The sequence below is a fragment of the Pseudomonas sp. ICMP 8385 genome (assembly GCF_002699915.1).
Taxonomy (GTDB): Bacteria; Pseudomonadota; Gammaproteobacteria; order Pseudomonadales; family Pseudomonadaceae; genus Aquipseudomonas; species Aquipseudomonas gessardii.
Genome location: NZ_LKBY01000113.1, coordinates 171,857 through 194,318, shown reverse-complemented (window position 1 = coordinate 194,318; position 22,462 = coordinate 171,857). Strand labels below are relative to the sequence as shown.

Here is a 22,462-nt window from a genome sequence, read left to right as displayed (position 1 = left end):
GTTTCTACAGGCCCCTTAACTGTCCAGGCCCGCCAGTTCCTGGCGCGTCAGGCGGATCGCCAGCGCCATGCGCTGCTCCTTGCTCCAGGTCCCCAGCACGGCATAGTCGCGCAGGTACTCTGAACCGTTGTCGGGATAGCGTTCATCCAGGCCATCGGTCTTGTGCTCCAGTTCGCGGGCCAGGGCCGCGAAGTCCGTGGCGTATTTTATCTTCAGGTAATTGAGCCAATACTCAAGGCCCACCAGTTGTTCCTCGAAGCCCAGCGTGCTTTCACTTTGCACAATCGTGGTGTACGCACGGTCGAGGTCAGCCTGGGTCACCTCCGACAATTGGCTGTACAGCATGCCAGAGGGCTGTCTGGGCAGTTCCAGGCGCTGTGCCAGGCCAATGCGCAAGGCCAGGCGAATTTCCGCCGGATCGATGTCTGGACGGTGCTTGATGGTCGCCTGGGCAATGCCTTCTACCGCTTCGAGGCGGATCATGCCGCGGGCGAACTTCAATAAGCCGGCGCCGCCCTCTCCCCGCTCGGCCATTCTGAGCGCATCGAACTCCAGGACACGCATTTCAAACTCGTTGAACATCAGGATCCGCCCATCCCCACAGGTGACCTCAGGCATCAGCGCCGTCGCTCTGGCAAACAGGTCCCGCCGCATGGCCGGGTTGCCGTCGATTGCCTCCAGCACCGTCCACACGCGCCGGGTCAGTTCGGCGGGCGCCTCAAGGAAGTCCTCGGTATTGCGCAGTTGCGACAGGGTAAAGAAGAAATCGCCGCTCCCCTCCAGGGCATGCAGCCGGTCCCAAATCCGGTGTTTTGACGAATAGGGTGGCACCTCGTAAAACCAACGGGCCTTCTGTTCCTGGGGCGTTTCGACATCGGGATGATTCAGCGAATAGTCAGGGGAATCAAAAGCCCCCCTCTCATCGTCCTCTCGATACCCGCGAAGCAGGGTCTCCAACTGCTCGTCGGAAAACCCCAGGCCATTGCCGGTCTGGGCCAGGTAGACCTGCAAGCGCTCACAGCTTTGTTGCTCAAGCCGGTTGCCCGCCAGGTTGGTGCCCGCCATCAATTGGCGATGTTGGGGCTCGAAGGCTGCCGCAGGCAGGGTCTCGATCCAGTTGTCATGTAGATCCAGGGTGTGCAAGCGGGGCAGCTCAAAGACTGCCGTAGGCCATTCATCAAGCAGGTTACCGTGCAGAGACAGCGTCTCAAGCCGGACCAGGCCACTGAGGTCCAGCTCGCTGAGGACGTTCTCACCGAGGTCCAGCCATTCCAGTTCCGGCATGTGCCCCAGGTATTCCTGCAACTGGGCGGCGTTGCGCAGTTCATTGACGCCAAGGTCCAGCCGGCGCAAGCCATGAAACTCACCGATGGCCTGCGGTACAGCGCCTAGCCCGTTATGGCTGAGTGTCAACGTGTCCACATGGGTGAAGGCCCGCAGGAACTCGTTGGAGCCCTGGGCCGTCAGCTTGACGCCGCTCAGGTTCAACGCCGTGACGTGCGCAAAATACCGGGGCAGCCTCGGCAGATCCCCCAACGCCAGCCCCGAAAGATCCAACAGGCCGGTGCCGTCCAATCCAGCCGGGGTGGGCCTGGCGCGCAGGGTATGGCGCCAGCTTTCCAACAAACGGTCCGCCGCACGGCGCCGGTCCAGTGCACTGATCCAGCCGCCGTCCAGGTAGCCGTGCACATCGATCCAGTCATTGAGCGGGCGCACCCACTGCGCGTATTGCCCTTCCCATTCAACGAGCCGGGCCTGGACCTGCCGCGTGTCGAGGCCACTGGCGTGCAACTCGGCAATCCGCGCCGCCGCCTGCAAGTCGTCCAGGGCCGGGGCCAGGCGTTGCAGGCGGGCCGCCGGGGTGTCGGTGGCGACTGTCGTGGGCAGCGCCACCAGCAAATCAGGGCGGCGCAACACATCCTCGGCAAAATACTCAGGCTCCCCGCCCGTCAGGCCTTGGGCAAGCAGTTCACGGGGTATGCCCAAGGGGCTTTCCAGGGCAACCGCCGGGTGTTCACGGGCGTAGCGCCGGGCAAAAATCCGCGCCTCGGCACGCGCCGTCACGCTCAGGCGACAACCGCGCAGGTGGGTGATGGACAGCAAGCGATCATGCCCACTCAGCGCCGCTTCGGGGATCGCGGTCACGGCGCTGTGGCTCAGATCCAGGCGTTGCAAGGCCGCCAACTCAAGCACCCCTTGCGGCCATTCACTGATCGCACTGTGGCTCAGGTCCAGGATGCGCAGGCCATGGAGCCCGCTGACGTCCAGGCGCCTGATCGGGTTGTACTGCAAGCGCAGGGATAAAAGGCCAGTCATGCGGCTCAACTGCGCCTGTATCACGGGGGTGATGTTCAGCCAATTGTGCGACAGGTCCAGGTGACGAAGGGACGGATGCCCATCCAGGACCGCCGGAAGCGCGGTCAGGTTATTACGGGCCAGGCTCAGCGTCTCGACCTCGGGGAACTGGCCAAGCCAAGCATTGATGCCGTCAAGCGACACGCCGATATCATCCAGATTCAAGCGGCGCACATGGCTAAAGCCGCTGGCCGGCAAGCGGGGCAAGTCAATCAGGTGGGCGCCTGACAGATCCAATCCTCCTGTAAGAAGCGCCCCGCCTTCCGCTACAAAGCGCCGCGCAAGGCCCTGGCGCCAGCAATCCAGGAGTTTTTCCGAGGCGACCTGGCGCTCCACCTCAACCCGGCCAATGCTTGAATCGCGGTCCGACCATTGCTCCAGTTCATCGACCAAGCGGCGGAACTCTTGCTGCACGGCGTTGACACTCTCCAGGCGCTGGCGGGAGCTCAACCCTCGGGTTTTGAAGCTGGCCAGGACGTTATCGACAAAGGCCCGGTCGCCGGTTTGCAAGCGGCCCAAGGCGCCTTCGCAGTAGGCCTGTACCAGCCGCAGCTCATCGACCAGATGGGCCGGGTGGTCATGCAGGTATGCATAGACCGGCATGAAATCCTCCGGCTCATACGCTGACCAGTTCATCTGCAGGCCGCGCCACAAGCGCTGGTGCCCCACAAACATCTCGGCGGGCACGGCACGCAACTGGGTCTGGGCCAGGTCGATAAACTCAAGATGTTCAAGTGCCAGGATCCCCTGCGGCCAGGTGGCGAGTGTCCCGGACACCGTTAACCGACGCAACGCTGTCAGCCCGCTGACATCGAGGGTTTCCAGGCTGCCCGCCAGGGACAACTGCTCAAGTGCGGCCAGGCGGTTCAGAGGCCGCAGCACCTCAGGCGAATAGATCAGCCCGGGGCCGGTGAGCGAAAGCTGGGTGATGCCCGGGGCATTGGCCAACCGTGCAGTGGCCTCGCCCAACTGCCCAGGGTGCACATAGAGTTCCAGGTGCTGCACGTTGGCAAACGGCTGAAGCAGCTCCGTGGCATCCTGGCCCAGCCATCGGGCGCCTGACACATTCAAGGAGCGCACATGGGAAAAGTCGGCCTCCAACTTGGGAAGCGCCTGCTCGCCACGCAAAACCAGGGTCGCATGGGGTGCCCGGTCCCGGTCAAAACCCTGGCGCCAACAGTCGATAAGATCATCGACCACATGCAAGCGTTGTTCATCGGCGCCGGCCCATTGCTCAAGCGTGCTCCGTAATGTCAGCCGTTCACGTTGGCGGTTGGCAAACAGCCGCCAGATCTGCTGGGTGCTTTCACCGTCGCGCCGGCGGGCGGATACGAGCGCTTGTGCCTGGGCATCGTTGATATTCGGATACACGCTGCGCACATGGGCGACCAGGGGACCGTCCGTTGCAAACGGTCCGCCTCGCCCTGACAACGCATACCCCAGGCGCCCGTCCGGCAGGCGAAACGCCGGCCTGGAGCGAGGTTCACGCAGCTTCAAGAGGTCACGGGCGATCATGTCGCGGTGGCGCCTGGCATAGGCCGCCACCGCTTGCTGCAAGCCCACCCCTTGTGCGCTCAGCGCTCGATGCGCCGGCTCGGGCAAGGCGTCGCCAATTGCCTGGAACAGGGTGCGCCCCTGGCCCGGCATGCGCTTGAGTGCGTTGCCGGCGTCATCCTGGGCCTGGAAACTATCGCCGCGCTTGACCAGGTATCGGCGCATGGCCGCGCCCTCATCCCCCACGCTATCGACCAAAGGGCCTTGAAGGCTGTCTATACGGATCTCCAGGCGCAGGCCCTGAGGCCATCCGGGCAGGTGTTCCAAACAGTGCAAGGCTAAGCGGTCGCTGTCGGTATTGGCCAGCCGGTCGCGGTGCAGGCCACTGATCGCCCGGCTCAGGCGCCCTTGCTGCACGCTGATCCGGGCCTGGTGGTCCAGACGCCCGCTCACGCGCCCGTGGTCGCGCAAATGCCTGAGCTCATGGGGGCTGGCGGTCTGCAACAGTTCGTCGTGGGCGCGCTTGGACAGCGAGGGAAAACGCCGTTGCAGCGGCCCACTGTCGAGGGCCTGCTTGCCATGGGCCTGTAACCGGGCGGCGAACAGTGCCGCTTGTCTTTGGCGCGCATAGTCGGCCAGACGCTCGTTGAACACCTGCTCCCTGGGCGTCTCGCCCCAACTGGATGGGCTTCCCAGCAAGCGGGAGATTTCTTGTTCGGTCAGGCCATCCAGCACCGCCTGGGCGAATTTGCCTTGCTGCAGGTCGGCGCGGCTGATTTTCAGGGGTGGGCGGCTAACGTCCGCAGGCACCGGGCTGCCATAGCGAATAGAGTGCCCAGCCGGTTCCCAGTGGCCAGCGGCCCACTCATCGGTCAGCGGGGTCCCCGGCTGGTCACCACGCCCAAGGGGGCCCAGCAGGCGCCGGGCCTCGTCCTCGACCAGCCCCGCCGGGCTGCGCACAGGCCCCACAAAGACAAGCGTCTCAAACACTTCCACGCCCCGCCCGGGCGGCCAACCCGGCATTTCCACCGTGAGGGGCAAGGCGTACTCGTGGCGGCGCTCCAGGCCGGCGCCACGGCGCAGCCGCCCCAGTAGGTCATCGACGTCCTGGTCGGCCCTGAACTGCTCCAGCGTATCGGCCAGCACCGCAGGCACCGGCAAGCCATCCACATGGACTTTGCGCAACCGATCGTCATCAATGCCACTCACCTCGCCGATCATACGCAAGGTCTCATCCGAGAACCCTTCGGTGATGGGCCCCAAGCGACGCAATAGGGTCAGGCGATCCCACGCCAAGGGGCGTTCATGCCGATGACGCCAGGCACCGGCCCGGTTGTGCTCAAGGATCGGTTGATACGCCCCGGGGTCGTGGGGGTGCTTGATTCGCCATTGATTGAGGTGCGGGTCGAAGCGCTTTTCATAGAACGCGCCATCAAGGTCAATATGCAACTGGCCATCGACCTCGTATTGCCCCAGAGCATTGGGCTGGCTTCCAGGCGCAAGGGAGATTGGCTTTTTGTACGCCTCAAGGTCAGGCCTCCACAAGCGCACCTGGCCATTTGGCAGCTTCACCGCCGACAAGCCTTCGATCACCGGCTCCGGCCTGAGTTGGCGCAAGGCCTTCCCGCCGCCCGCCGTCAGGCCGAGCAAGGCAAGGTTTTGCGCCAGGTCGATCAAATGCGCCCGGGCAGCCTTGCGATCCCCCGCGCTCCACTCCCGGGTCGCTTCAATCACCGCCGTCAACAATTGCTCGGCCATCACCGCCATCATGAGTTCCCCCAGTACCGGCACGAACCCCGCCACGGCACTGAGGGCGAACATTTCGAGGTTGAGCAACAGGGCCAGTTTCTGCTGGCGCACCCGGGCATCGACAGCCGCCGTGGGCACGGCATGGCCGGCCGCATCGGCGATGCACTTGTGCTGATGTCGCTCATACAGGTAGCTCCACAGATCGACCTGAGTGCTACCAAACACCTGGCCTTGGAACGCCAGCGCCAAGGGCGCCAGATACGGGTCCGGGTTCGGCACCTGCGGGGCAAGGGGCAAGGGCGGGAAGTTCTTCAGCCTGAAGGGGGTCAGTTGGCTGATCAGCTCATACATCTGCCCTATGCCGGGGAAATTCGAGCCGACTCTCTCGCGCAAGGTGGCATCGGCCGCATCCTGGGTGAACTGGCTGAAGTAATGAGGACGATCGGCATACTCGACAAACTGGCTGAAAAACACCTGGTACGCCGTTGGCCGACTCACCCGGACCGAGGCCGGGCCCGGCGTGGTGAAACGTTGCTTGAGGGTCGCCAGCAGCTGGGCATGGTCGCTATAGCGTTTGAGGGGATGATGCGGGTCCTGGGGGATGTACAGGATGGGGGAATCCAGATGTTCGTCATCGAACGCCAAAAACAGTACGCAGCCGGTCATGCGCAGCTTCATCAGGCCGAGGTCGCAGAGCCATACCGGTTGCCCGCCGATCTGCGGCGCGCGTTCGCCGTCGATCACCGACAACACCATGGTGTAGTCGGCCTGGGTAATATCCTGGCGCAACAGGGCCAGCTCGGCCGCCGCCCGCAGCGCGGCCTTCTGGCTGGCAATAAATTGCGCGCGCAGGGTGGCCTGGTGGGTGGCAAAGAAACCCGTGAGGTAGGTTTGGTACTGCCCGCCCAGGTCCAGGCTGCGGCACAACCCCAGGAATTGATGGACCTTGAGCCCGCCCAGGCGCACGGGCAGCATGGAGTCAGTGCTGCCTGCCACCTGCCAGCAGAAGCCGGACGACGGGTGAAAGGCCCCTTCCGCGCATTCGGACGCCTCGAAGTTATGCAGCGCGGCCTGCAACAGCTCCAACTGCAAAAAATCGTAGGTTCGTACCCCGATCTTCAGATCACTCACTTGCAGGGCCTTTCGCAGGTTCAACCAGGTGGCAACGTTAGGGGCAAGGGTGACGCCATACTGATCCTTGAGCGCCTGGAGCAACAGCGGCCGGGCAAAGGCCTCGATGCCCTGCAAGGCAGACAGGCTCTTGTCGAGGGCGGTCTGGGCAATGAAACTCGCGGTAAAACAGTCGTGCAGTGCCTGGCGTTGCTCGGGGGGCGCTTGCCAATAGGCCGGGGGCAATGGGGTATCGGCGTGTTTGAGCGCCATGCGGCGGGACGCAGTGCTCTGGACCAGCCATTGCGGCATGGCGCTGATCAATAGCGGTCGATGGATACTGGGCGTTGCCGGCAACGCGGGCAAGTCGGTCATGATGCGGCTCCAGGAAAAGGAACCCAGCACATCACAAGGTCCAGGGCCGACAACGGTAACTACGTCTATTCTGTTGGGAGTCGTAACCTCCCCCAGACCTCGCAGGAGGACTCATGGACGCACCGGACAACAAACCGCCAACCTTCTGGCAGATGTTGCATAGCGTGATGGCTGCCGCTTTTGGCGTGCAGAGCGGCAAGAACCGCGCGCGGGACTTTACCCATGGCAAGCCCAGCCATTTTGTGGTGCTGGGGATCCTGTTTACCGCCGTGTTTGCCCTGACGCTGTTTGCCATCGTCAAGCTGGTGCTGCATGTGGCTGGGGTCTAGGCCCGTTTATTTCAACAGCATCTGCAGGCTGAAGGGATACTGGTAGGCCGCCGGTTTATCCAGGGCCGACAGCGCATGAAAATCCACGCCGTCGCCCTCATGGTTGCACAGGCCCAACAAGCGCCGGGCCTGTGGCTCGTCAATCAATTGAAATAACCGCACCTGGCGCTCGCGCCCGCCATGGCGCTGGATATCCACGCCAGCAGCGTCGTCGTGCAGCAGCACCATGGCCCAGCCACCCACCGTAAAATGCCCGGCCACCAGCGCACTGATCCGTCCCTGCAGGCGCGCTTGCAGGACGTCGGGCGAGCTGTTGACGGCGCTGAACAACACCTCCTTGCCGGGTGTGCGTGCGCTGCCATCCAGGGCCTGCATGGCCCCCAGGGCCATTTCATCATTGGCCGACCAGACCAGCGCGGTCTTCGGGTAACGCTTGAACATCTGGGTGGCCTGCTCAAAGGCGCGCTGGCGGCTCCATTCGCCGTAGACCAGCTGGCGCAGATGGACTTCGGGATGCTCGCGCAAGGCCCGTTGCAGGCCCTGCTCGCGGGCCTGGGCGGTCGGGGTGTGCTTGGCCCCGGAAAACGCCAGCAGGTCCAGGCTCTCGCCCGCCGGGACCGGCCCCCGTTGGCGCAACAACTCCTTGAGCATCAGGTAGCCGCCCTCCTCGTCGTTGGCCGTGATGCTGCCCAGCCAATTGGGGTATTTGCCCGCGTCCAGCAACTGCGTCTGGTCGGGGGTCAGGGCGTTATTGACGATCAGCAGCTTGACCTGGCTGCCCTGGGCCATCCGCAAAATCTGCGGGGCGATATATTGCTCATTGACCAGCACCAGGTAATCCGGGGGCTGCGGGCCTTGCAGCGCTTCGCGGGCCTGTTGCAGGGTGTTTTGCCGGTCGCGCTCGGAATAGCGCACACGCAAATCCAGGCCGAGGTCCCTGGCCGCGGCCTGCATGAATTGCGCATAACTGACCCAGAAGGTTTCCGTGGACAGACCGGGGTTGAGAAACACCACCGACGTGGCATGGGCCATCGTCCCGAACATCATCCCCACCCACCACAAGCACCCGCAGAGAACCTTCAACATTGCTGCCCGAACCCTGAAAATTGACAGATCATGATAGTGGCAATAAGCCTTTTGATCTTGGCTATTTGTCAGCAGCGCGAACAGCTTCGTCGCGGCCAGTTCCCCCTATTGGTGGCTGACCCAGAACACGGCGGTACAAACCACCAGGATAATCAGAAACAGAATCGCCCAGGCGTCCACGGTACTGTCGGGTTTACGGGCTTTGGTTGGATTGCTCATCGCATCGCCTCTTGTCGGTTTTATGGCTGATTGCATTAAGACTCGACCACAGTAAAGTCGATGATTGCCCGCATGACAAATGTGGGTATCGCGATAACCGTTCTCATTAGGCTATTTGGTTATTTGCATATGCTAAAACATCACTTTTGCGCATAAACGCAAGCTGGTATCGTGCGCCGGCTCCGTTGCGAGTGCGCGGCCGTGCGCGCAGATTTGCCGAGAACAGGACCTATATGTACGTATACGACGAATACGATCAGCGCATCATCGAGGACCGCGTCAAGCAGTTCCGTGATCAGACCCGACGCTATCTGGCAGGCGAACTGAGCGAAGAAGAGTTCCGCCCTCTGCGCCTGCAAAATGGCCTTTATGTTCAGCGCTTTGCGCCGATGCTGCGGGTGGCCGTGCCTTACGGCCAACTGACTTCGCGCCAGACGCGTATGATGGCCAAGATTGCCCGCGACTTCGACAAGGGCTATGCCCATATCAGTACCCGCCAGAACGTACAGTTCAACTGGCCGGCCCTGGAAGACGTGCCGGACATCCTGGCTGAATTGGCCACCGTGCAGATGCACGCCATTCAGACCAGCGGTAACTGCCTGCGCAACGTGACCACCGACCAGTTTGCCGGCGTGGCCGCCGATGAAGTGATCGACCCGCGCCCCTGGTGCGAGATCGTTCGCCAGTGGACGACGTTCCACCCGGAATTTGCCTACCTGCCGCGTAAATTCAAGATCGCCATCAATGGCTCGGCGTCCGACCGTGCCGCGATCGAAGTCCACGACATCGGCCTGGAGCCGGTGTACAACGCCGCCGGCGACCTGGGTTTCCGGGTCCTGGTGGGCGGCGGTCTGGGGCGTACCCCGGTGGTGGGCGCATTCATCAATGAATTCCTGCCCTGGCAAGACCTGTTGAGCTATCTCGACGCCATCCTGCGTGTGTACAACCGCTATGGCCGTCGCGACAACAAGTACAAGGCGCGCATCAAGATCCTGGTCAAGGCCCTCACCCCCGAGGTGTTTGCCCAGAAAGTCGATGCCGAGATGGAGCACCTGCGCGGCGGCCAGACCACCCTGACCGAAGCCGAAGTGCATCGTGTGGCCAAGCACTTTGTCGACCCGCACTACAAGGCCCTGGGCAACCAGGAAGCCGAACTGGCGGCACTCGACCAGCAACATCCGGGCTTTGCCCGCTGGCGCACCCGCAATACCCTGGCGCACAAGCAGCCGGGCTATGTGGCGGTGACCCTGTCGCTCAAGCCCACCGGCGTGGCGCCAGGCGATATCACCGACAAGCAACTGGACGCCGTTGCCGACCTGGCCGAGCGCTACAGCTTCGGCCAACTGCGCACGTCCCACGAGCAGAACATCATCCTCGCGGACGTTGAGCAAAGCCAGCTGTTCACCCTGTGGGGCGAACTGCGTGAAGGCGGTTTTGCCACGCCGAACATCGGCCTGCTGACCGATATCATCTGCTGCCCGGGTGGCGACTTCTGCTCCCTGGCCAACGCCAAGTCCATTCCCATTGCCGAATCGATCCAGCGTCGTTTCGACGACCTGGACTACCTGTTCGACATTGGCGAGCTGGACCTGAACATCTCCGGTTGCATGAACGCCTGTGGTCACCACCACGTCGGCCACATCGGCATCCTCGGGGTGGACAAGAAAGGCGAAGAATTCTACCAAGTGTCCCTGGGCGGCAGCGCCAGCCGCGATGCGAGCCTGGGCAAGATCCTCGGCCCATCCTTCGCCCAGGAAGCCATGCCTGATGTGATCGGCAAGCTGATCGACGTCTACGTCGAACAGCGTACCGAAGATGAGCGCTTCATCGACACCTACCAGCGCATTGGCATTGACCTGTTCAAGGAGCGCGTCTATGCAGCGAATCATTAAGAACAACCAAGTCGTCGACGAAACCTGGCACCTGCTGCCCAAGGATGCGAGCTTCGATGGCATCTCCAACTGCGACGACCTGATCGTGCCGCTGGCCCTGTGGCGCGAGCATGGCCACGCCCTCAAGGCCCGCGATGGCGGCCTGGGCGTGTGGCTGGACGCCGATGAAGAAGCCGAAGAAATCGGGGATGACGTGGCCCACTTCCAGGTCATCGCCCTGAACTTCCCGGCCTTCACCGACGGGCGCAACTACTCCAACGCACGCCTGCTGCGTGACCGCTATGGCTACAAGGGCGAGCTGCGGGCGATTGGCGATGTGCTGCGCGACCAGCTGTTCTACCTGCACCGCTGCGGCTTCGATGCCTACGCCTTGCGCGCGGACAAAGACCCGTACGAAGCGCTGGAGAGTCTCAAGGACTTTTCGGTGACGTACCAGGCGGCGACGGATGAGCCGTTGCCGCTGTTTCGCCGGCGCTGAAGCCAGCCGATAAAAAGCCCTGACATGTCAGGGCTTTTTTTGGGGTGGTACGCCGCGCCGGTCTGGCGCCTGCTGGTGCCCCTCCTTCGCGGCATCAGCCGTCAGCCATCACTCAGAAGCCATAACGCAGACCCAGCATCAAGGACTGCGCGCCATAGGTCATGCTCACATCGCCTGGGGGTAGGCCTTGAATGTCACCAAAATGCGCAGTGCGAGTCTTGAGGTAGCGGTATTCCAGGAGCATGGCCCATTGCTGTGACAGCTCATAACCGAACCCTGCGCCCAACTGGTAGGCCATTACGGTGTCACGATGGGTGCCACCAAATGAGACACCTCCGGCTTTCAGGCCGCTGACGCTCAGGTCAATGTAGCCCACCCCACCGCCAATATAAGGGCTGAACCGACTGAAGGACGCCGGGAGGTTAAAACCTTCATACCAAAGGTTGGCCATCAGACTGCTAGCGCGCTCTTCACCTTTGGCGTCGATGCTCCCGCCGCCATCGTAGACCCGGTTATTGAAGCGGACCAGGGCGTTTTTGCGATAACTCAACTCCAGCTCGGGCCTGAGCCCGACGGGAAATCGCCAGCCAACCGCCAGCCCGCTCGCGAGGCCGGAGTGCAAAGATTCATCCAGCTCCACCTCGACAAAATTGACATTATTCTGGTTGAGGTCATGGGGAGCAACCCAGTTCAGCCCCCCCATTATCGTGACATACGGACCGAACGTTTCGGCGCACGCTGGAACGGTGAGTCCCAGACCAATGACGCCCATCACCAGGCGCTGAGTGTTTTTTCTTAAGTTCATACTCGCTCCAAATAGGTTGCCGATAGCTCATGCCCGGGATGAACCTGGGCATTTGTCCGCTGCTCAGCCAACGCCCGCAGGTTGTCCAGTGCGGTGGCCATTACGGCAGTAAGCATTTTGCGTAACGGCCCCCGGTACAAAAAACTCAAGGGCCCGCAGATCTTCGCGCTGTGGATGACCTCGGTTTCCTGCGGGGAGAGCCGGTGCATCCGGTGGTCAAACTCAAGGTTGATCCACAGCAGCTTTGCCGTGTTCCGATAGCTCTCATGCAGCGTTACCGCCTCAATGGTCAGTGGCATGCGCAGGCCATTTTTGAGGATGCATTGACCTCGGGTTCCAGGCTGGAAAAGACCAGCAAGCTCACAATGGCTGACGTCGGTATCCCACAATGGCGCCTCGGAAAAATTGCTCCAGATCTTCCATATTTCACACGGGGGGGATTTGACGCGGATTTTCACAGTGACATCGTTCACGGTTTCACCTGGGTTAAGCGGAGGCGCTGTCATGCGCCAGAGTGAGCGCGACTCAGCAATTGCGCGGTAATTTCGGATTGACCGATCTTTGCTCCCTGGTTGAACAGGTCGATACAGATACGGTAGGTTTTGAAGGACTGCTCAGGTGCATCAACGTTGATGCGTGGTGCCAGTAACAGCGGGCTATTCGTCGGGATCGGTCGATCCAGGGTGAAACTCAAGGCCAGCAGGTTCATCGGGGTGCCCACAGGGATGCGCCGGTGGCTGTGGGCGATCTGCATGAAGCACTGGCGGGCGACTTCCAGGAAATACACCATCGAATAGTGCTTGGGGCCGCCCTGCTGGAAAAAGTGCTCGTCAGCCGGCTTGAGGGTTTCTACGCTCAGGCCCTGGGCGATATCGCTCATGTCACTGACCAGCACGTTTTCTTGCCTGGCCTTGTGCAGCAAGGCCTTGTCGCGGCAGGCGGTCGCAGTGAACCGAGCGGCGGGCAACGCCTCGTGCACCGAGTGGTAGGCCATGCCCAGGGTGCAGGTGCACATGAGCTTGCCATCTTGGCGGACCGTGGCGCGGAATACCGGCAGGTCTTTGTCTTGCTCCAGCTGCAGATCAATCGCCCCTTCTTTTTGGACATAGCGCTGGAACTTGATATCCAGGGTGTTGACATAAGCAACCCGGCCACTGCGTGGAGGCATGGCGAGCTCGGCCAATTGCAGCACGCCCTCGATCAATAAAATGCCGGGGACGTGATCAAGTGGGTGATCAAAAAAGTAGGGGTGCGCTTCATTCACCACCAATTGAGCGTGCAGTGCCTGCGTACTGCGGCGGACATGACTGATCACGATGTTTTCCGGGCTGCGCTGCCAGTGTTCGGCAGGCCTGGCATGAGCGTCATGGTGCAGGGCAAACAGCTCTTCGATCGCCCGGCCCCTGACGCGTAGCGCCGCGAGCAGTGTCTCTGTCAGCCGGTCGCTGAGTTCCAGCATACCGCTGTCATCGCTTGGCAAATCAGCCACAGGGCTGACAGGACAGTCAGGCCCGCTGAAGGGCTGCAATGGCTGAGGCGTCGGGTGAGCGAAGCGCAATTCAAAGGGACGCTTGATGGCTGGGGCGCATTCAGGGGCTGTCGCGCCCCACTCCCGCAGTTTTTCAGTGAATAACCACATCACGGGCTCCCCGGCCTTGCGCACCTCGATCACCGAGTGAACCGCCGCCTTCATCATCACGGCCAACAGGGTTTCGACACCCGTGGCTTCAGCCAGGCAACCGGTTATCGCTTGCCATGAACCGCCGGTACACGCTGCCGCTGGCTGCAACTCGCACACCTCAATATGCTGAACATCGCTTCGCACCTGGCCCAGCTGTGCGCACGCCTCTTCCAGCGAGGATGCGGCATGCCCCAGGACCGCTGCGCGGATCACCAACAACGGTGTGTCACTGGCGTCCGGTCGATAGGGCCGCAAGGCAAACACCCCCACCCCTTCCCCCTGGGACGTCGATGACTGCCGGATGCGTGCGAGCTCGGCAGGCGCACTGACAAAGCGCCCCGCGCCGAGCAAGAGCGTCGTGATACCTTCCTTGAACCATTGTTGCGCGGCCAGCAGGGCGTGCCAGAACAGCCCCGGTGTGCCGGCCAGCGTCTGATGAAACCCCTTGAAGTCAAAAATTTTCGCCGGATAGCCAGACAACATACTGGGCAAACCGGTTGCCACGTCCAGCGTATCCTGCCCAGGAGGGATGCCTTGTACCGGGCCCAAGGCATTGTGAACACGGCTGTAGACGTTGCTGAAGTGCTCTCCGCCCAGGTTGCAGCACATCACCATCGCGGCGCCGGATGAACCGGCCACCCCGGGCAGGCGGCGCAGTAAATGATTGACGCGATCGGTGATCAACAGTTTGAACGGATCGACACTGGCCAGTAGTTTGGGCCCCATGCCGAAGCCATCGATCTCAATCACATGATCCTGCGCCAGGAATCGCCCGGGCAACGGCTGAGCCGAAGCGGCCGCGCCATCAACGAAGCGGCCATGGGGAAAACCAACCAGGGGAGCTGCCGGCTGATCAAGTTGTTGCTTAAGTGAATGTAGCGAGAAGTGGCTGCCAATCGCCGCTTCCGCCTCGACAATACCCAGGTCCAGCCTCAACACGCCGGGGCTGACTCGGGGGGCAATGGGCCGGTTGTCGGGCAGGTATTGATCCACCACCAGGTGCGCGTTGGCACCGCCAAAACCAAAGCTGGAGATGCCGATCCGAATCGCCGACTGACGGTCGGCCAAAGGCTGCCCCTGCCCGGTCGCCAGTTGCAGGCAGGATTCATCGAGCTTTGCGCTGGGTGAGTAGTCGGGCTGGGGGGGAATGGTTTTTTGTCGCAGTATCATCAACGTCTTGGCCAGCGAGGCACCGCCTGCCGCCGCCAGAGGGTGCCCGATCACCGATTTGATCGAGCCTATGGGTATTTTCTTACCGTCAGTGCAAGAGGCACGCAAGAAGCTGCTCAACGAGTCGAGTTCGGTCGCATCCCCCAGCGGTGTACCCGTGCCATGGGTCTCGATGTAGTCCACCGTGCCGGGGTCCAGGCCGATATAGGCCCGTTGGTACGCCGCATATTGGGCTTGTTTGCCAGGGGAAAACACCGAGCCCTCGGCGCCATCGGCCGACAGCCCCAAGGCCCGCAGGATGCCCAGGGGGCGGCGCTGCGCCAACAGGGCCTGGGAGACTGGCTCGACCAGGAAAGCCACCGCGCACTCCCCCGGCACAATACCGTCCGCGTCGCGCCCGAACGCCTGCATCCGGGCCCTGGGCGAAAAGGCGGTCAACTGGGAAAACCCAAGGAACAGTGGCAGTGGCAGTACCGTGTTCAATGCCATGACGATTGCGCTGTCCGCCTGCCCGCTGTTGACCAGGGCCTGGGCCATGTTGAGCGCGTAGGGGAACGAACTGCAGGCGGTGTCGACTGACAATGCCGGCCCTCCCACCCCCAGCGCCGTCGCCAGTTCCGCCACTTGTTCAGCTGGCCCATAGTGTGGCCCATGGGCCTCTGCCGACATTGCCGGCAGGAAAAAACTCTCGTCGCTCCAGGACGTCGCCACCACCAACGCGGTGCGCTCCCTGATCGGCGCCGAACCTTGGGTTGCCAGCTGGGCCAGGAGTGACTGGAGCACTTTCTGGCCGATGGCGACCTGCCGTCCTTCATACCGTGAAGGGGTCGTTGCGCTGTCGGCCAGGCAATAAGCACTGTCCAGGTAGGTGCGATTCTTTTCCCCGACCGTGGCCGAATAGACCGAGGCTTTATCTTGCTCCCAACGTGGCAGCATCGAATTCAGAGGGGCCACCTGCCCTTGCGCCAACAAGTGCCAAAGCGCATCCACTGATGGCGCGCCAGGAAACTCACCGGCCATGGCGCTGAAACAAAAATCCCCCTCGGGTGTCACCGTGCTCTGCATGTCCTTTCCTCCTGATTGCCAAAATACCGAGAGATCCAGATCCCCTTTCTTGCAGCGGATCGTGTCTCAGCTCAGTCTTTCCAAAAGCGACAAGGTGTCCCGCGGCGTACGACATGACATCAACGCTTCACCGGCAAACTGGCTGGCAGGGCACTGCTGTGCCAATGCCTGGCAAAATGCTTCGCGGGCAAAACCATTGAGGCCCAGCTCGGTAAAGGGCGTATCGATATCGAATGATTTGGGCTGGCCCGGGATCAGCGGTATCAAGGTGTCGAACAGCCGTTGGCGCAAGGCTGGCTCGGCGCTCTTGGCCTCAGACGCTTGCGCTTCGGTGGCCGGGGCCGACTCGGGCGCGGCCAGGGCCGCGTTGATCAGGGCAATCGTGTGTTGCGGGCACTGGGCGTTGAGCAGTTCAGTGCCGCTGGCTCTGAGTTGCGGCCACAGGTCGACGAGCGACTCCAGGAAGTCCATCTGCACCAGGGAGTCCAGGCCCAGGCTTTCATAGGGCAGCGCCTGGTCGATCTGGTCTACGGTAAAACCGGTGATCGTCGCCAGTTGCTCCAGCACCAAGGCCTCGACATCCATGGCCGGCACCTGCGCACGGCTTGCCTCGTCAATGGTTACCGTTGCGAGCGGGACCGCGTCCACAGGCGAAGTCTCAAGCTGCACAAGCGCAGGGTTGAGCGGCGCCTCAACCCGACGGGCAAACACGCCCTCAAGGACTTGTTTATGGGCATTGAAATACTCCACCGTGACGGTTTCGGCCTGGGCCAGCAAACGCATCAATATTGATTCTTTCGCGGAATCCGAGTCGCACAGCGAATCAATGATTCGTTCTGAAAGAGAGAAATAACTCTGGGCCATTTTTCCATTGGCCACGATAAATTCCTGAATAACATTGCCAAGTTCAAAGCGCATGGAACTCTCCTAAGCAAAATTGCTTTACGTTATTTCAAACAGAGTATTAGTTCATGGCCAACGCTGGCCTTGTGCAAACCAATAAGCCGCCCGGAACTAAGTGTGAATAACTTTAAAGTTGTAATACCGCTGAATCAGTCGCGCAGGCTGCTGTTCTTTTGGCGCCCTTGAGCAGCCCGGACCTCAAGTGCAGATACGTCATGAGCGTGGTTGCATCCGGCCCCTGAAAAGCGATATAGCCATCAGGCCGAATCAGCATCAATGTGCCCGCTCGCGCGTGATAACGCTTGTGCAGTCGCCAATCCGGGTCCAATAACGTCGAATGCTCAAGCGGCGCCTCGGCACTGCTGAGAGCATCGATAACACAATAGGCCTTGATGCCCGGGTAATCCTGCTGCACGGTATCAGCCAGCGCGTAATAGCCCGGCAATAAAGAGGAAAACTGATCGGCCGCACTAAAAATCAGTAACGTGAACGTGCCGTGGAACAGGTCGATCAAGTGTCTGGGTGGCGTACCCGGCGCTTGCCATAATTCAACATCGGGAGCCAGTTGGCCGGCACGAGGCACCGCAGTCTTGAACCGTAACTTCCTGTCTTTTTTATGCCAATGCGTGCGCTGCTTTTTTGTCAGGGACTCTTGAATATAATCACTTTTAGCGTAGCTGTAATGATGACCGGAAACCATTGAGGGCAACTTGCGCTGAACCGTACGCCAACGACTCAACAGCGGCAGGACATTATCCCGCAGCCAAACAAGCGCCCGGTGCTCAAGGGTAATCAGTGTGGTCAGTCGATGTGCCATGCTCTCGGCTTGCAAGGCTACCGGGTAGCGCTCTTCGTTATAGCTTTGCAGCAATGAGGGGGCTGCCAGGCCCTGATCGACATAGGCGATTTTCCACGCCAGGTTATACACCTCACTCATCCCCAGGTTCATCCATTGGCCCCCGATAGGGCTGCCGATATGGGCCGAATCGCCTGCCAGGAACACCGCGCCGTGATGCAGTGACTGCACGCGACGATGCTGGAATGCGGCAAGGGTGGTCGATGTAATGTTGGACAGCGTCATCTTTTGCCCACGCCCTTCACACAGCTGCTGAAAGCTTTCCAGGCTCAAGGAAGGACGTTCACCTTCCGCCGGCAGTGCATAGGGCATCTCGATAAACAGTCGATAACGCGATTGAGCGTTGATCGGCGCGACGGCCACATAACCCTCTCGCGCACTCAGGAAAAAAGCCCCCTCGTCCGGTTTTCCGGACCACTCGATGTCAGCATCGGCCAGCATGAAGAACCGCTCGTAGGACGCCCCGTCGAAGGAGAGCCCAAGGCACTGTCTCACGGTGCTTCGAGCACCGTCGCAGGCGACTGCCCAGCGAACGGTCAAGCGTTCGTCGCTGCCATCGCCATGACGAAGGCCCATCTGCACGCAACCCTGCTGGTTCTGCAGGTCGACCAGTTCGGTATTCCACTCGACACTTCCCCCTGATGCCTCAAGCCGCTCAAGCAGGATTTTTTCCAGCATCGGCTGTGGCAAGCTCAGCAACAAAGGGTAGGCGGCATCCAGGTAGGAGAAGTTGTAGTTCAGCACCCGCCGGGCATTCGATTGCAGCGAAAACTGGTTGACCGTAAAACCGTTGCTGATAGCTTGCTCAGAGAGCCCCAGTTCCCGAAGAATCTCCAGGGTTCTCGAATGCACGGCCATCGCTTTGGTCTCGGTCGAAGGGCCGGTATTTTTTTCAATAATGCGAAAAGAAACGCCCCATTTCTGCAGCAGGTTTGCCAGTAGCAGGCCAACAGGCCCGGCGCCGACGATCATGACCGTCGCTGGCCCACCGGATTGCCTGGGGGTTGAAGTGTTCGATACGTCCATAAGTCAGTACCAGTTTTTGTAGAAGGGAGCGTTGGCAATGCCGAGCAGGGCATCGTCGCCGGGTGAGTCGCCGTAGGCGTAAATGTAGAAATCATCCAAGTTGCCCAGGCAGCCTCTGAGCCGCATGACTTTTTCCATCCCGACACAGTTGGTGCCTGAAACGCCCCCCGTCAGCCTGTCATTCTCGGTTTCCAGGCGTGTACCGCACACATAGTCAAACCCCACGGCAGCCCCCCAGGGCGCCAGGTAGTTCTCTGGCGAATTGCTGACCAGTGCAGTGACATGGCCCATGGACTGATGCCATTGCAACCGGCGCAGTGCCTCGGGCCTGAGCATGCGCGGCAAGTGCTGCGTCACGAAATGCCGTGCATGCTCGCGTTCTTGCTCAACCGACACGCCGCCCAGGTAACAGGCAATGAAGGCCAGCCGAGCCTGCATCAACGGCGTCACGCCCAGGATCACGCTGAACGCCTTGGGCAACAGGGGGATCAGCTTGAGCCAGAACCTGTTTGTTCCCGCGATGTAACGCATATAGCGCCAGAACGTATGCCGGTCAGTGAGCGTGCCGTCAAAATCAAAAACCGCCAGCACCGGTTGCGCACCATCAGCTTGCATGGCTGGGCTCCTTGAGAACGCTGACCTCAATGGTCTTGGGCAGCTTGAACCCCGAGAGGTGCTGCGAGAGCAGCGTGGCGAGTACGCTTTGCGTCAGCGCGGCGTGCCCTTCAACACACAGGTGCAATGCGTTGATCTCTTTGTGGTCAGGCACGATGTAGGCTTTTGCACGCAGCACATCGGGGTGTTGCATAGCGACGGCTTCGATCTCCATCAAGTCGACCATTTGCGCTTTGATCTTTGAGATGCGTAAGCGTTGGCGATAGAAAAACACGTGCCCGTCGTCATCGCGCCAAACCAGATCCCCCGTGTGCAGCCAGCCATCACGGAAGAACCGCTTGTTGGCTTCTTCGGCATCGGCGTAGCCATCAATCACCATCGCGCCGCGTACCAGCAATTCACCGATCCGTCCGGGTGCGACGTCTTGTCCTTGAGCATCGACGACACGCAGCTCCACCCCCCTGATCGGCTGTCCCATGGCCCCGCGCTGCGTCACACCCAACGTGCTCTGGAGAAGCACGGGCATGGTCTCGGTCAATCCGTAGCCTTGCACTACCGGCTTGCAGCCCAGCAACCGTCCCAGTTTTTCGGCTTCGTCCGCGGGTAAATGGCTACCCCCCGAATAAATCATCAGCTTAGGGTGCATCGGCAACCGCGCGCCTTTGCGCTTGGCCAGTCGCGTATTGAAATAGCGAATGACATCGGGCACCAGGCAGGTAAAAGACACCTCATGCTGGGACAAGACCTCTGCCAGGTCCCTGTTGAGCAGGGTATTGGTCATCAACAAAGTGGCGCCCACGCTCAATGGAAAGACCATCATCGCGGTCAGCCCGAAGATCGCATGCAAAGGTAGCGTCACCAGATGAACGGAGCCGACCCCTTGTCGATGAATCTGCTCATGCATGCCATCGATTGCGTGTGTCATGTCGAGGTAGCGATGAGGAACTGCCAGCGGTTTGCCCATGCCCCGATAAGTGAACTGGATCGAGACGATTGGATTGCCTTCGGGCAACACCAGCGGTTCGCTGCGCTGCGCAAGCCCGGCCTCTGAAGTAGCATTTTCAGGCAGCGACGATGAGTCCCCGACCGTGTCCACTAACAAGGAGTGACGCACACCGTAGGTGAGCTGGAAAGTTTCGCGATGTTTTTCAAAAAGCGTTGCGGTGGTCACCACCAGCACAGGCCTGGCGCTGCCCACGACACTCGCCATTTCAAATGGCATCAACTTGTAGTTGAGGAGAACCGGAATTGCACCGCGCCCAATGATCGCTAAAAAGTAAGCGATAAACTCAACCCCACTGGGCAGTACAAGTGCAACTTTTTCGCCAGGAACAACATTTAACTCCTGGAGTGCGCCGTTGCATTTTTCGGCTTTTACTTGCAGCTCGCGATATGTAAAAACACCGGCATCGACATCCAGATCCTTGATAGCAATGTGTTCAGGGAAAGACTCTGAAATCCCGAAAAGTCGGTGCAGAAAGCCTTCCTTACAGGGCAAGGATTGCATTTATAAATACTCCTGATTTTTCAAACCAGCGAATGAGACCAAAGCACCTTAGGCACAGGTACAGCGATGCGCTCGCTTATGCTCTTTTTGTATTATTTTCACGTAACCAATCCAGTGTATCGGCCATTGTTTCACTCACCGGGCGAAACTGGCAGCCAAGATCCCGCAGGCTTTTTTCATGACTAAAACGGGTACATCCTTGTTCCTGCGCTATGAGTTTGACGGCCGACGTACTGATGAGTACCGGCTTTTTAGTGAGTCGATAATAAACTTCATGCGCACAGGCAATTATTCGTAGCATGAACAAGGGCACTTCGCGCTCCGGCGCCTTCATGCCACTGACCTGAGAGAGCACCTGGAAAATACCTTTCATGTCCATGTGGTTGCCAGCGGCCAGGTAGCGCTCACCTGATCGACCCTGTGTCATTGCAGCCAATAGATGCTCCGCCACATCTCTGGCATCTACCACTGAAAAGGTTCCGGGCGGTATGCCGGGCATTCTTTGCCCGACAAAGTCGAGCAGGAACTGTCCAGATGAGGTCGGACCAAGGTCGCCGGGACCAAACATCCAGCCTGGCAATACCATAGCGATAAACATATCCGGGTGCTGCAACAGAAAGGCCTGGATTTTTTGTTCCGAGACAATTTTACTCAAGTAATAGTTGTCAGCGTCCTGTTCATTTCGCGACATCGTTTCGTCAATCAATTGATCTCTATTGCCTTTCAAAACGGCAATAGATGAAGTATGAACAGCCCGGCGAATACCGGCGGCATAGGCGGCTTGCAATAGACGCTCAGTGCCAACGACATTTATTTGATGTAATTCTTTTGTGTGCATTCCGCCTTTGTAGTTATCGCGAAAATAAGCCGCTGTGTGAAATAAGGCATCGCACCCTTGCATGTGATGACTGAAAGCCTCGACATCCAGTAAATCGCCCACAACAAATTCGACAGGCAAATCGCCAAACTGTCTCCTGGCTTTCTCTGCGGAGCGAACCAGCGCCTTGACTTTGACCTTTCGGTTTACAAGTGCACGAACCACATTGTTTCCCAGCAGGCCAGTAGCACCTGTGACAAAGGCATAATTCATTGGATTCCAACTCCTGCGAGTTATCTCAAAGTGCTCAAAAACAAGCGTTCAGCCAGGGATAGGCGAGCGATGGGATCTTACTCATCTGAAGCTTGAATACATGTAGGACACTTCGATGCCTAATGCCGAATTATCTTTGTAACACTTTTAAGCTCCTGGCAGAGGAACCCCGCCTCTCCTCTTTTTAACCAGTGAAACAGTGGTGCTCTTGAGCAGGTTTCCAAGTCAACGGCTCTTGATTGACGACAGTACCGCCTGCTGCCCCATCGAACACGGCACGCCTTCCGGTTGCGCCCGCACCGCCTCGATCACGCCCAGCAGTTGCGCCTTGCTGTGCGCCAACTGCGCCTGCATCACTTCGATCTGCAGCACTTTGCGTTCCAGCCCCTGGATCAACTCATCACGCTTGTGCTCGCCTTCGGCGGGCATCAACGCCTTGAGTTCCTGCAAGGTAAACCCGGCCTGTTGCGCGCTCTGGATCAGTTGCAGCGTTTGCAGCGCCTCGGGTGCATAGCGCCGATAACCGTTGGCCTGGCGTCCCACCTGGCTGATCAACCCTTGGGCTTCATAAAAGCGGATGCGCGACGCCGCCAGGCCACTCTGTCTTGCCAGTTCGCCAATATTCATCACACCGCCCTGCTTGACATTAAAGTTAAG

General features: G+C 60.1%; 14 protein-coding genes. 3 read left to right on the top strand and 11 right to left on the bottom strand.

Translation table 11 applies throughout. The features are described from left to right. Positions 1 to 15 precede the first annotated feature (15 nt). The gene (locus AO268_RS21325; RefSeq protein WP_099169752.1) at positions 16 to 7,083 is read right to left on the bottom strand and encodes an NEL-type E3 ubiquitin ligase domain-containing protein; all 7,068 of its coding nucleotides are present in this window, start codon (positions 7,081 to 7,083) and stop codon (positions 16 to 18) included. A gap of 113 nt (positions 7,084 to 7,196) precedes the next feature. Between AO268_RS21325 and AO268_RS21320 the strand changes: the two genes are divergently transcribed. Further along, positions 7,197 to 7,412, top strand: a complete 216-nt coding sequence (locus tag AO268_RS21320; RefSeq protein WP_099169751.1) for a DUF2970 domain-containing protein — start codon at positions 7,197 to 7,199, stop codon at positions 7,410 to 7,412. Positions 7,413 to 7,418: 6 nt separating this feature from the next. Here the strand turns inward: AO268_RS21320 and AO268_RS21315 are convergent, their stop codons facing one another. Beyond that, positions 7,419 to 8,498 (bottom strand): ABC transporter substrate-binding protein, encoded by a 1,080-nt coding sequence (locus tag AO268_RS21315; RefSeq protein ID WP_099169750.1) that lies wholly within the window; start codon positions 8,496 to 8,498, stop codon positions 7,419 to 7,421. A gap of 452 nt (positions 8,499 to 8,950) precedes the next feature. Between AO268_RS21315 and AO268_RS21310 the strand changes: the two genes are divergently transcribed. Both AO268_RS21310 and AO268_RS21305 read left to right on the top strand, forming a co-directional pair. After that, positions 8,951 to 10,609, top strand: coding sequence for a nitrite/sulfite reductase (locus AO268_RS21310; RefSeq protein ID WP_076961086.1), 1,659 nt, complete (start codon positions 8,951 to 8,953; stop codon positions 10,607 to 10,609). Continuing rightward, entirely contained in the window at positions 10,593 to 11,087 is a 495-nt protein-coding gene (locus tag AO268_RS21305) for a DUF934 domain-containing protein (RefSeq protein WP_076961087.1), read from the top strand. The genes AO268_RS21310 and AO268_RS21305 overlap by 17 nt, the downstream gene beginning before the upstream one ends. 112 nt (positions 11,088 to 11,199) lie before the next feature. Here the strand turns inward: AO268_RS21305 and AO268_RS21300 are convergent, their stop codons facing one another. From AO268_RS21300 to AO268_RS21260, 9 genes are all read right to left on the bottom strand, one after another. After that, on the bottom strand, positions 11,200 to 11,892 hold the full coding sequence (locus AO268_RS21300) for an outer membrane protein (protein WP_099169749.1): 693 nt from the start codon (positions 11,890 to 11,892) through the stop codon (positions 11,200 to 11,202). Then, a complete protein-coding gene (locus AO268_RS21295; protein ID WP_099169748.1) occupies positions 11,889 to 12,365 on the bottom strand; it encodes an SRPBCC family protein in 477 nt (158 codons plus the stop codon). Before AO268_RS21295 ends, AO268_RS21300 begins: the two co-directional genes overlap by 4 nt. A gap of 29 nt (positions 12,366 to 12,394) precedes the next feature. Further along, complete coding sequence (locus tag AO268_RS21290) at positions 12,395 to 15,808, bottom strand: AfsA-related hotdog domain-containing protein (protein ID WP_099169747.1); 3,414 nt, start codon at positions 15,806 to 15,808, stop codon at positions 12,395 to 12,397. 66 nt (positions 15,809 to 15,874) lie between these two features. After that, positions 15,875 to 16,726 carry a hypothetical protein gene (locus AO268_RS21285; RefSeq protein WP_099169746.1) on the bottom strand — a complete coding sequence of 284 codons (852 nt, stop codon included), beginning with the start codon at positions 16,724 to 16,726 and terminating at the stop codon, positions 15,875 to 15,877. A gap of 112 nt (positions 16,727 to 16,838) precedes the next feature. Then, positions 16,839 to 18,593, bottom strand: a complete 1,755-nt coding sequence (locus AO268_RS21280; RefSeq protein ID WP_099169745.1) for an FAD-dependent monooxygenase — start codon at positions 18,591 to 18,593, stop codon at positions 16,839 to 16,841. Between the two features lie 3 nt (positions 18,594 to 18,596). After that, entirely contained in the window at positions 18,597 to 19,208 is a 612-nt protein-coding gene (locus AO268_RS21275; protein WP_099169744.1) for an HAD-IB family hydrolase, read from the bottom strand. After that, a complete protein-coding gene (locus AO268_RS21270; protein WP_099169743.1) occupies positions 19,198 to 20,715 on the bottom strand; it encodes a class I adenylate-forming enzyme family protein in 1,518 nt (505 codons plus the stop codon). The genes AO268_RS21275 and AO268_RS21270 overlap by 11 nt, the downstream gene beginning before the upstream one ends. 76 nt (positions 20,716 to 20,791) lie before the next feature. After that, complete coding sequence (locus tag AO268_RS21265; protein ID WP_099169742.1) at positions 20,792 to 21,805, bottom strand: SDR family oxidoreductase; 1,014 nt, start codon at positions 21,803 to 21,805, stop codon at positions 20,792 to 20,794. A 225-nt stretch (positions 21,806 to 22,030) separates the two neighbouring features. Next, a complete protein-coding gene (locus AO268_RS21260) occupies positions 22,031 to 22,432 on the bottom strand; it encodes a MerR family transcriptional regulator (protein ID WP_099169741.1) in 402 nt (133 codons plus the stop codon). Between the last annotated feature and the right edge of the window lie 30 nt (positions 22,433 to 22,462).

What these genes read in the sequence shown, in the direction of transcription:
- AO268_RS21325 (WP_099169752.1), bottom strand. Translation starts at nt 7,083, where the DNA reads ATGACCGACTTGCCCGCGTTGCCGGCAACGCCCAGTATCCATCGACCG.
- AO268_RS21320 (WP_099169751.1), top strand. Translation starts at nt 7,197, where the DNA reads ATGGACGCACCGGACAACAAACCGCCAACCTTCTGGCAGATGTTGCAT.
- AO268_RS21315 (WP_099169750.1), bottom strand. Translation starts at nt 8,498, where the DNA reads ATGTTGAAGGTTCTCTGCGGGTGCTTGTGGTGGGTGGGGATGATGTTC.
- AO268_RS21310 (WP_076961086.1), top strand. Translation starts at nt 8,951, where the DNA reads ATGTACGTATACGACGAATACGATCAGCGCATCATCGAGGACCGCGTC.
- AO268_RS21305 (WP_076961087.1), top strand. Translation starts at nt 10,593, where the DNA reads ATGCAGCGAATCATTAAGAACAACCAAGTCGTCGACGAAACCTGGCAC.
- AO268_RS21300 (WP_099169749.1), bottom strand. Translation starts at nt 11,892, where the DNA reads ATGAACTTAAGAAAAAACACTCAGCGCCTGGTGATGGGCGTCATTGGT.
- AO268_RS21290 (WP_099169747.1), bottom strand. Translation starts at nt 15,808, where the DNA reads ATGCAGAGCACGGTGACACCCGAGGGGGATTTTTGTTTCAGCGCCATG.
- AO268_RS21285 (WP_099169746.1), bottom strand. Translation starts at nt 16,726, where the DNA reads ATGCGCTTTGAACTTGGCAATGTTATTCAGGAATTTATCGTGGCCAAT.
- AO268_RS21280 (WP_099169745.1), bottom strand. Translation starts at nt 18,593, where the DNA reads ATGGACGTATCGAACACTTCAACCCCCAGGCAATCCGGTGGGCCAGCG.
- AO268_RS21275 (WP_099169744.1), bottom strand. Translation starts at nt 19,208, where the DNA reads ATGCAAGCTGATGGTGCGCAACCGGTGCTGGCGGTTTTTGATTTTGAC.
- AO268_RS21270 (WP_099169743.1), bottom strand. Translation starts at nt 20,715, where the DNA reads ATGCAATCCTTGCCCTGTAAGGAAGGCTTTCTGCACCGACTTTTCGGG.
- AO268_RS21265 (WP_099169742.1), bottom strand. Translation starts at nt 21,805, where the DNA reads ATGAATTATGCCTTTGTCACAGGTGCTACTGGCCTGCTGGGAAACAAT.
- AO268_RS21260 (WP_099169741.1), bottom strand. Translation starts at nt 22,432, where the DNA reads ATGAATATTGGCGAACTGGCAAGACAGAGTGGCCTGGCGGCGTCGCGC.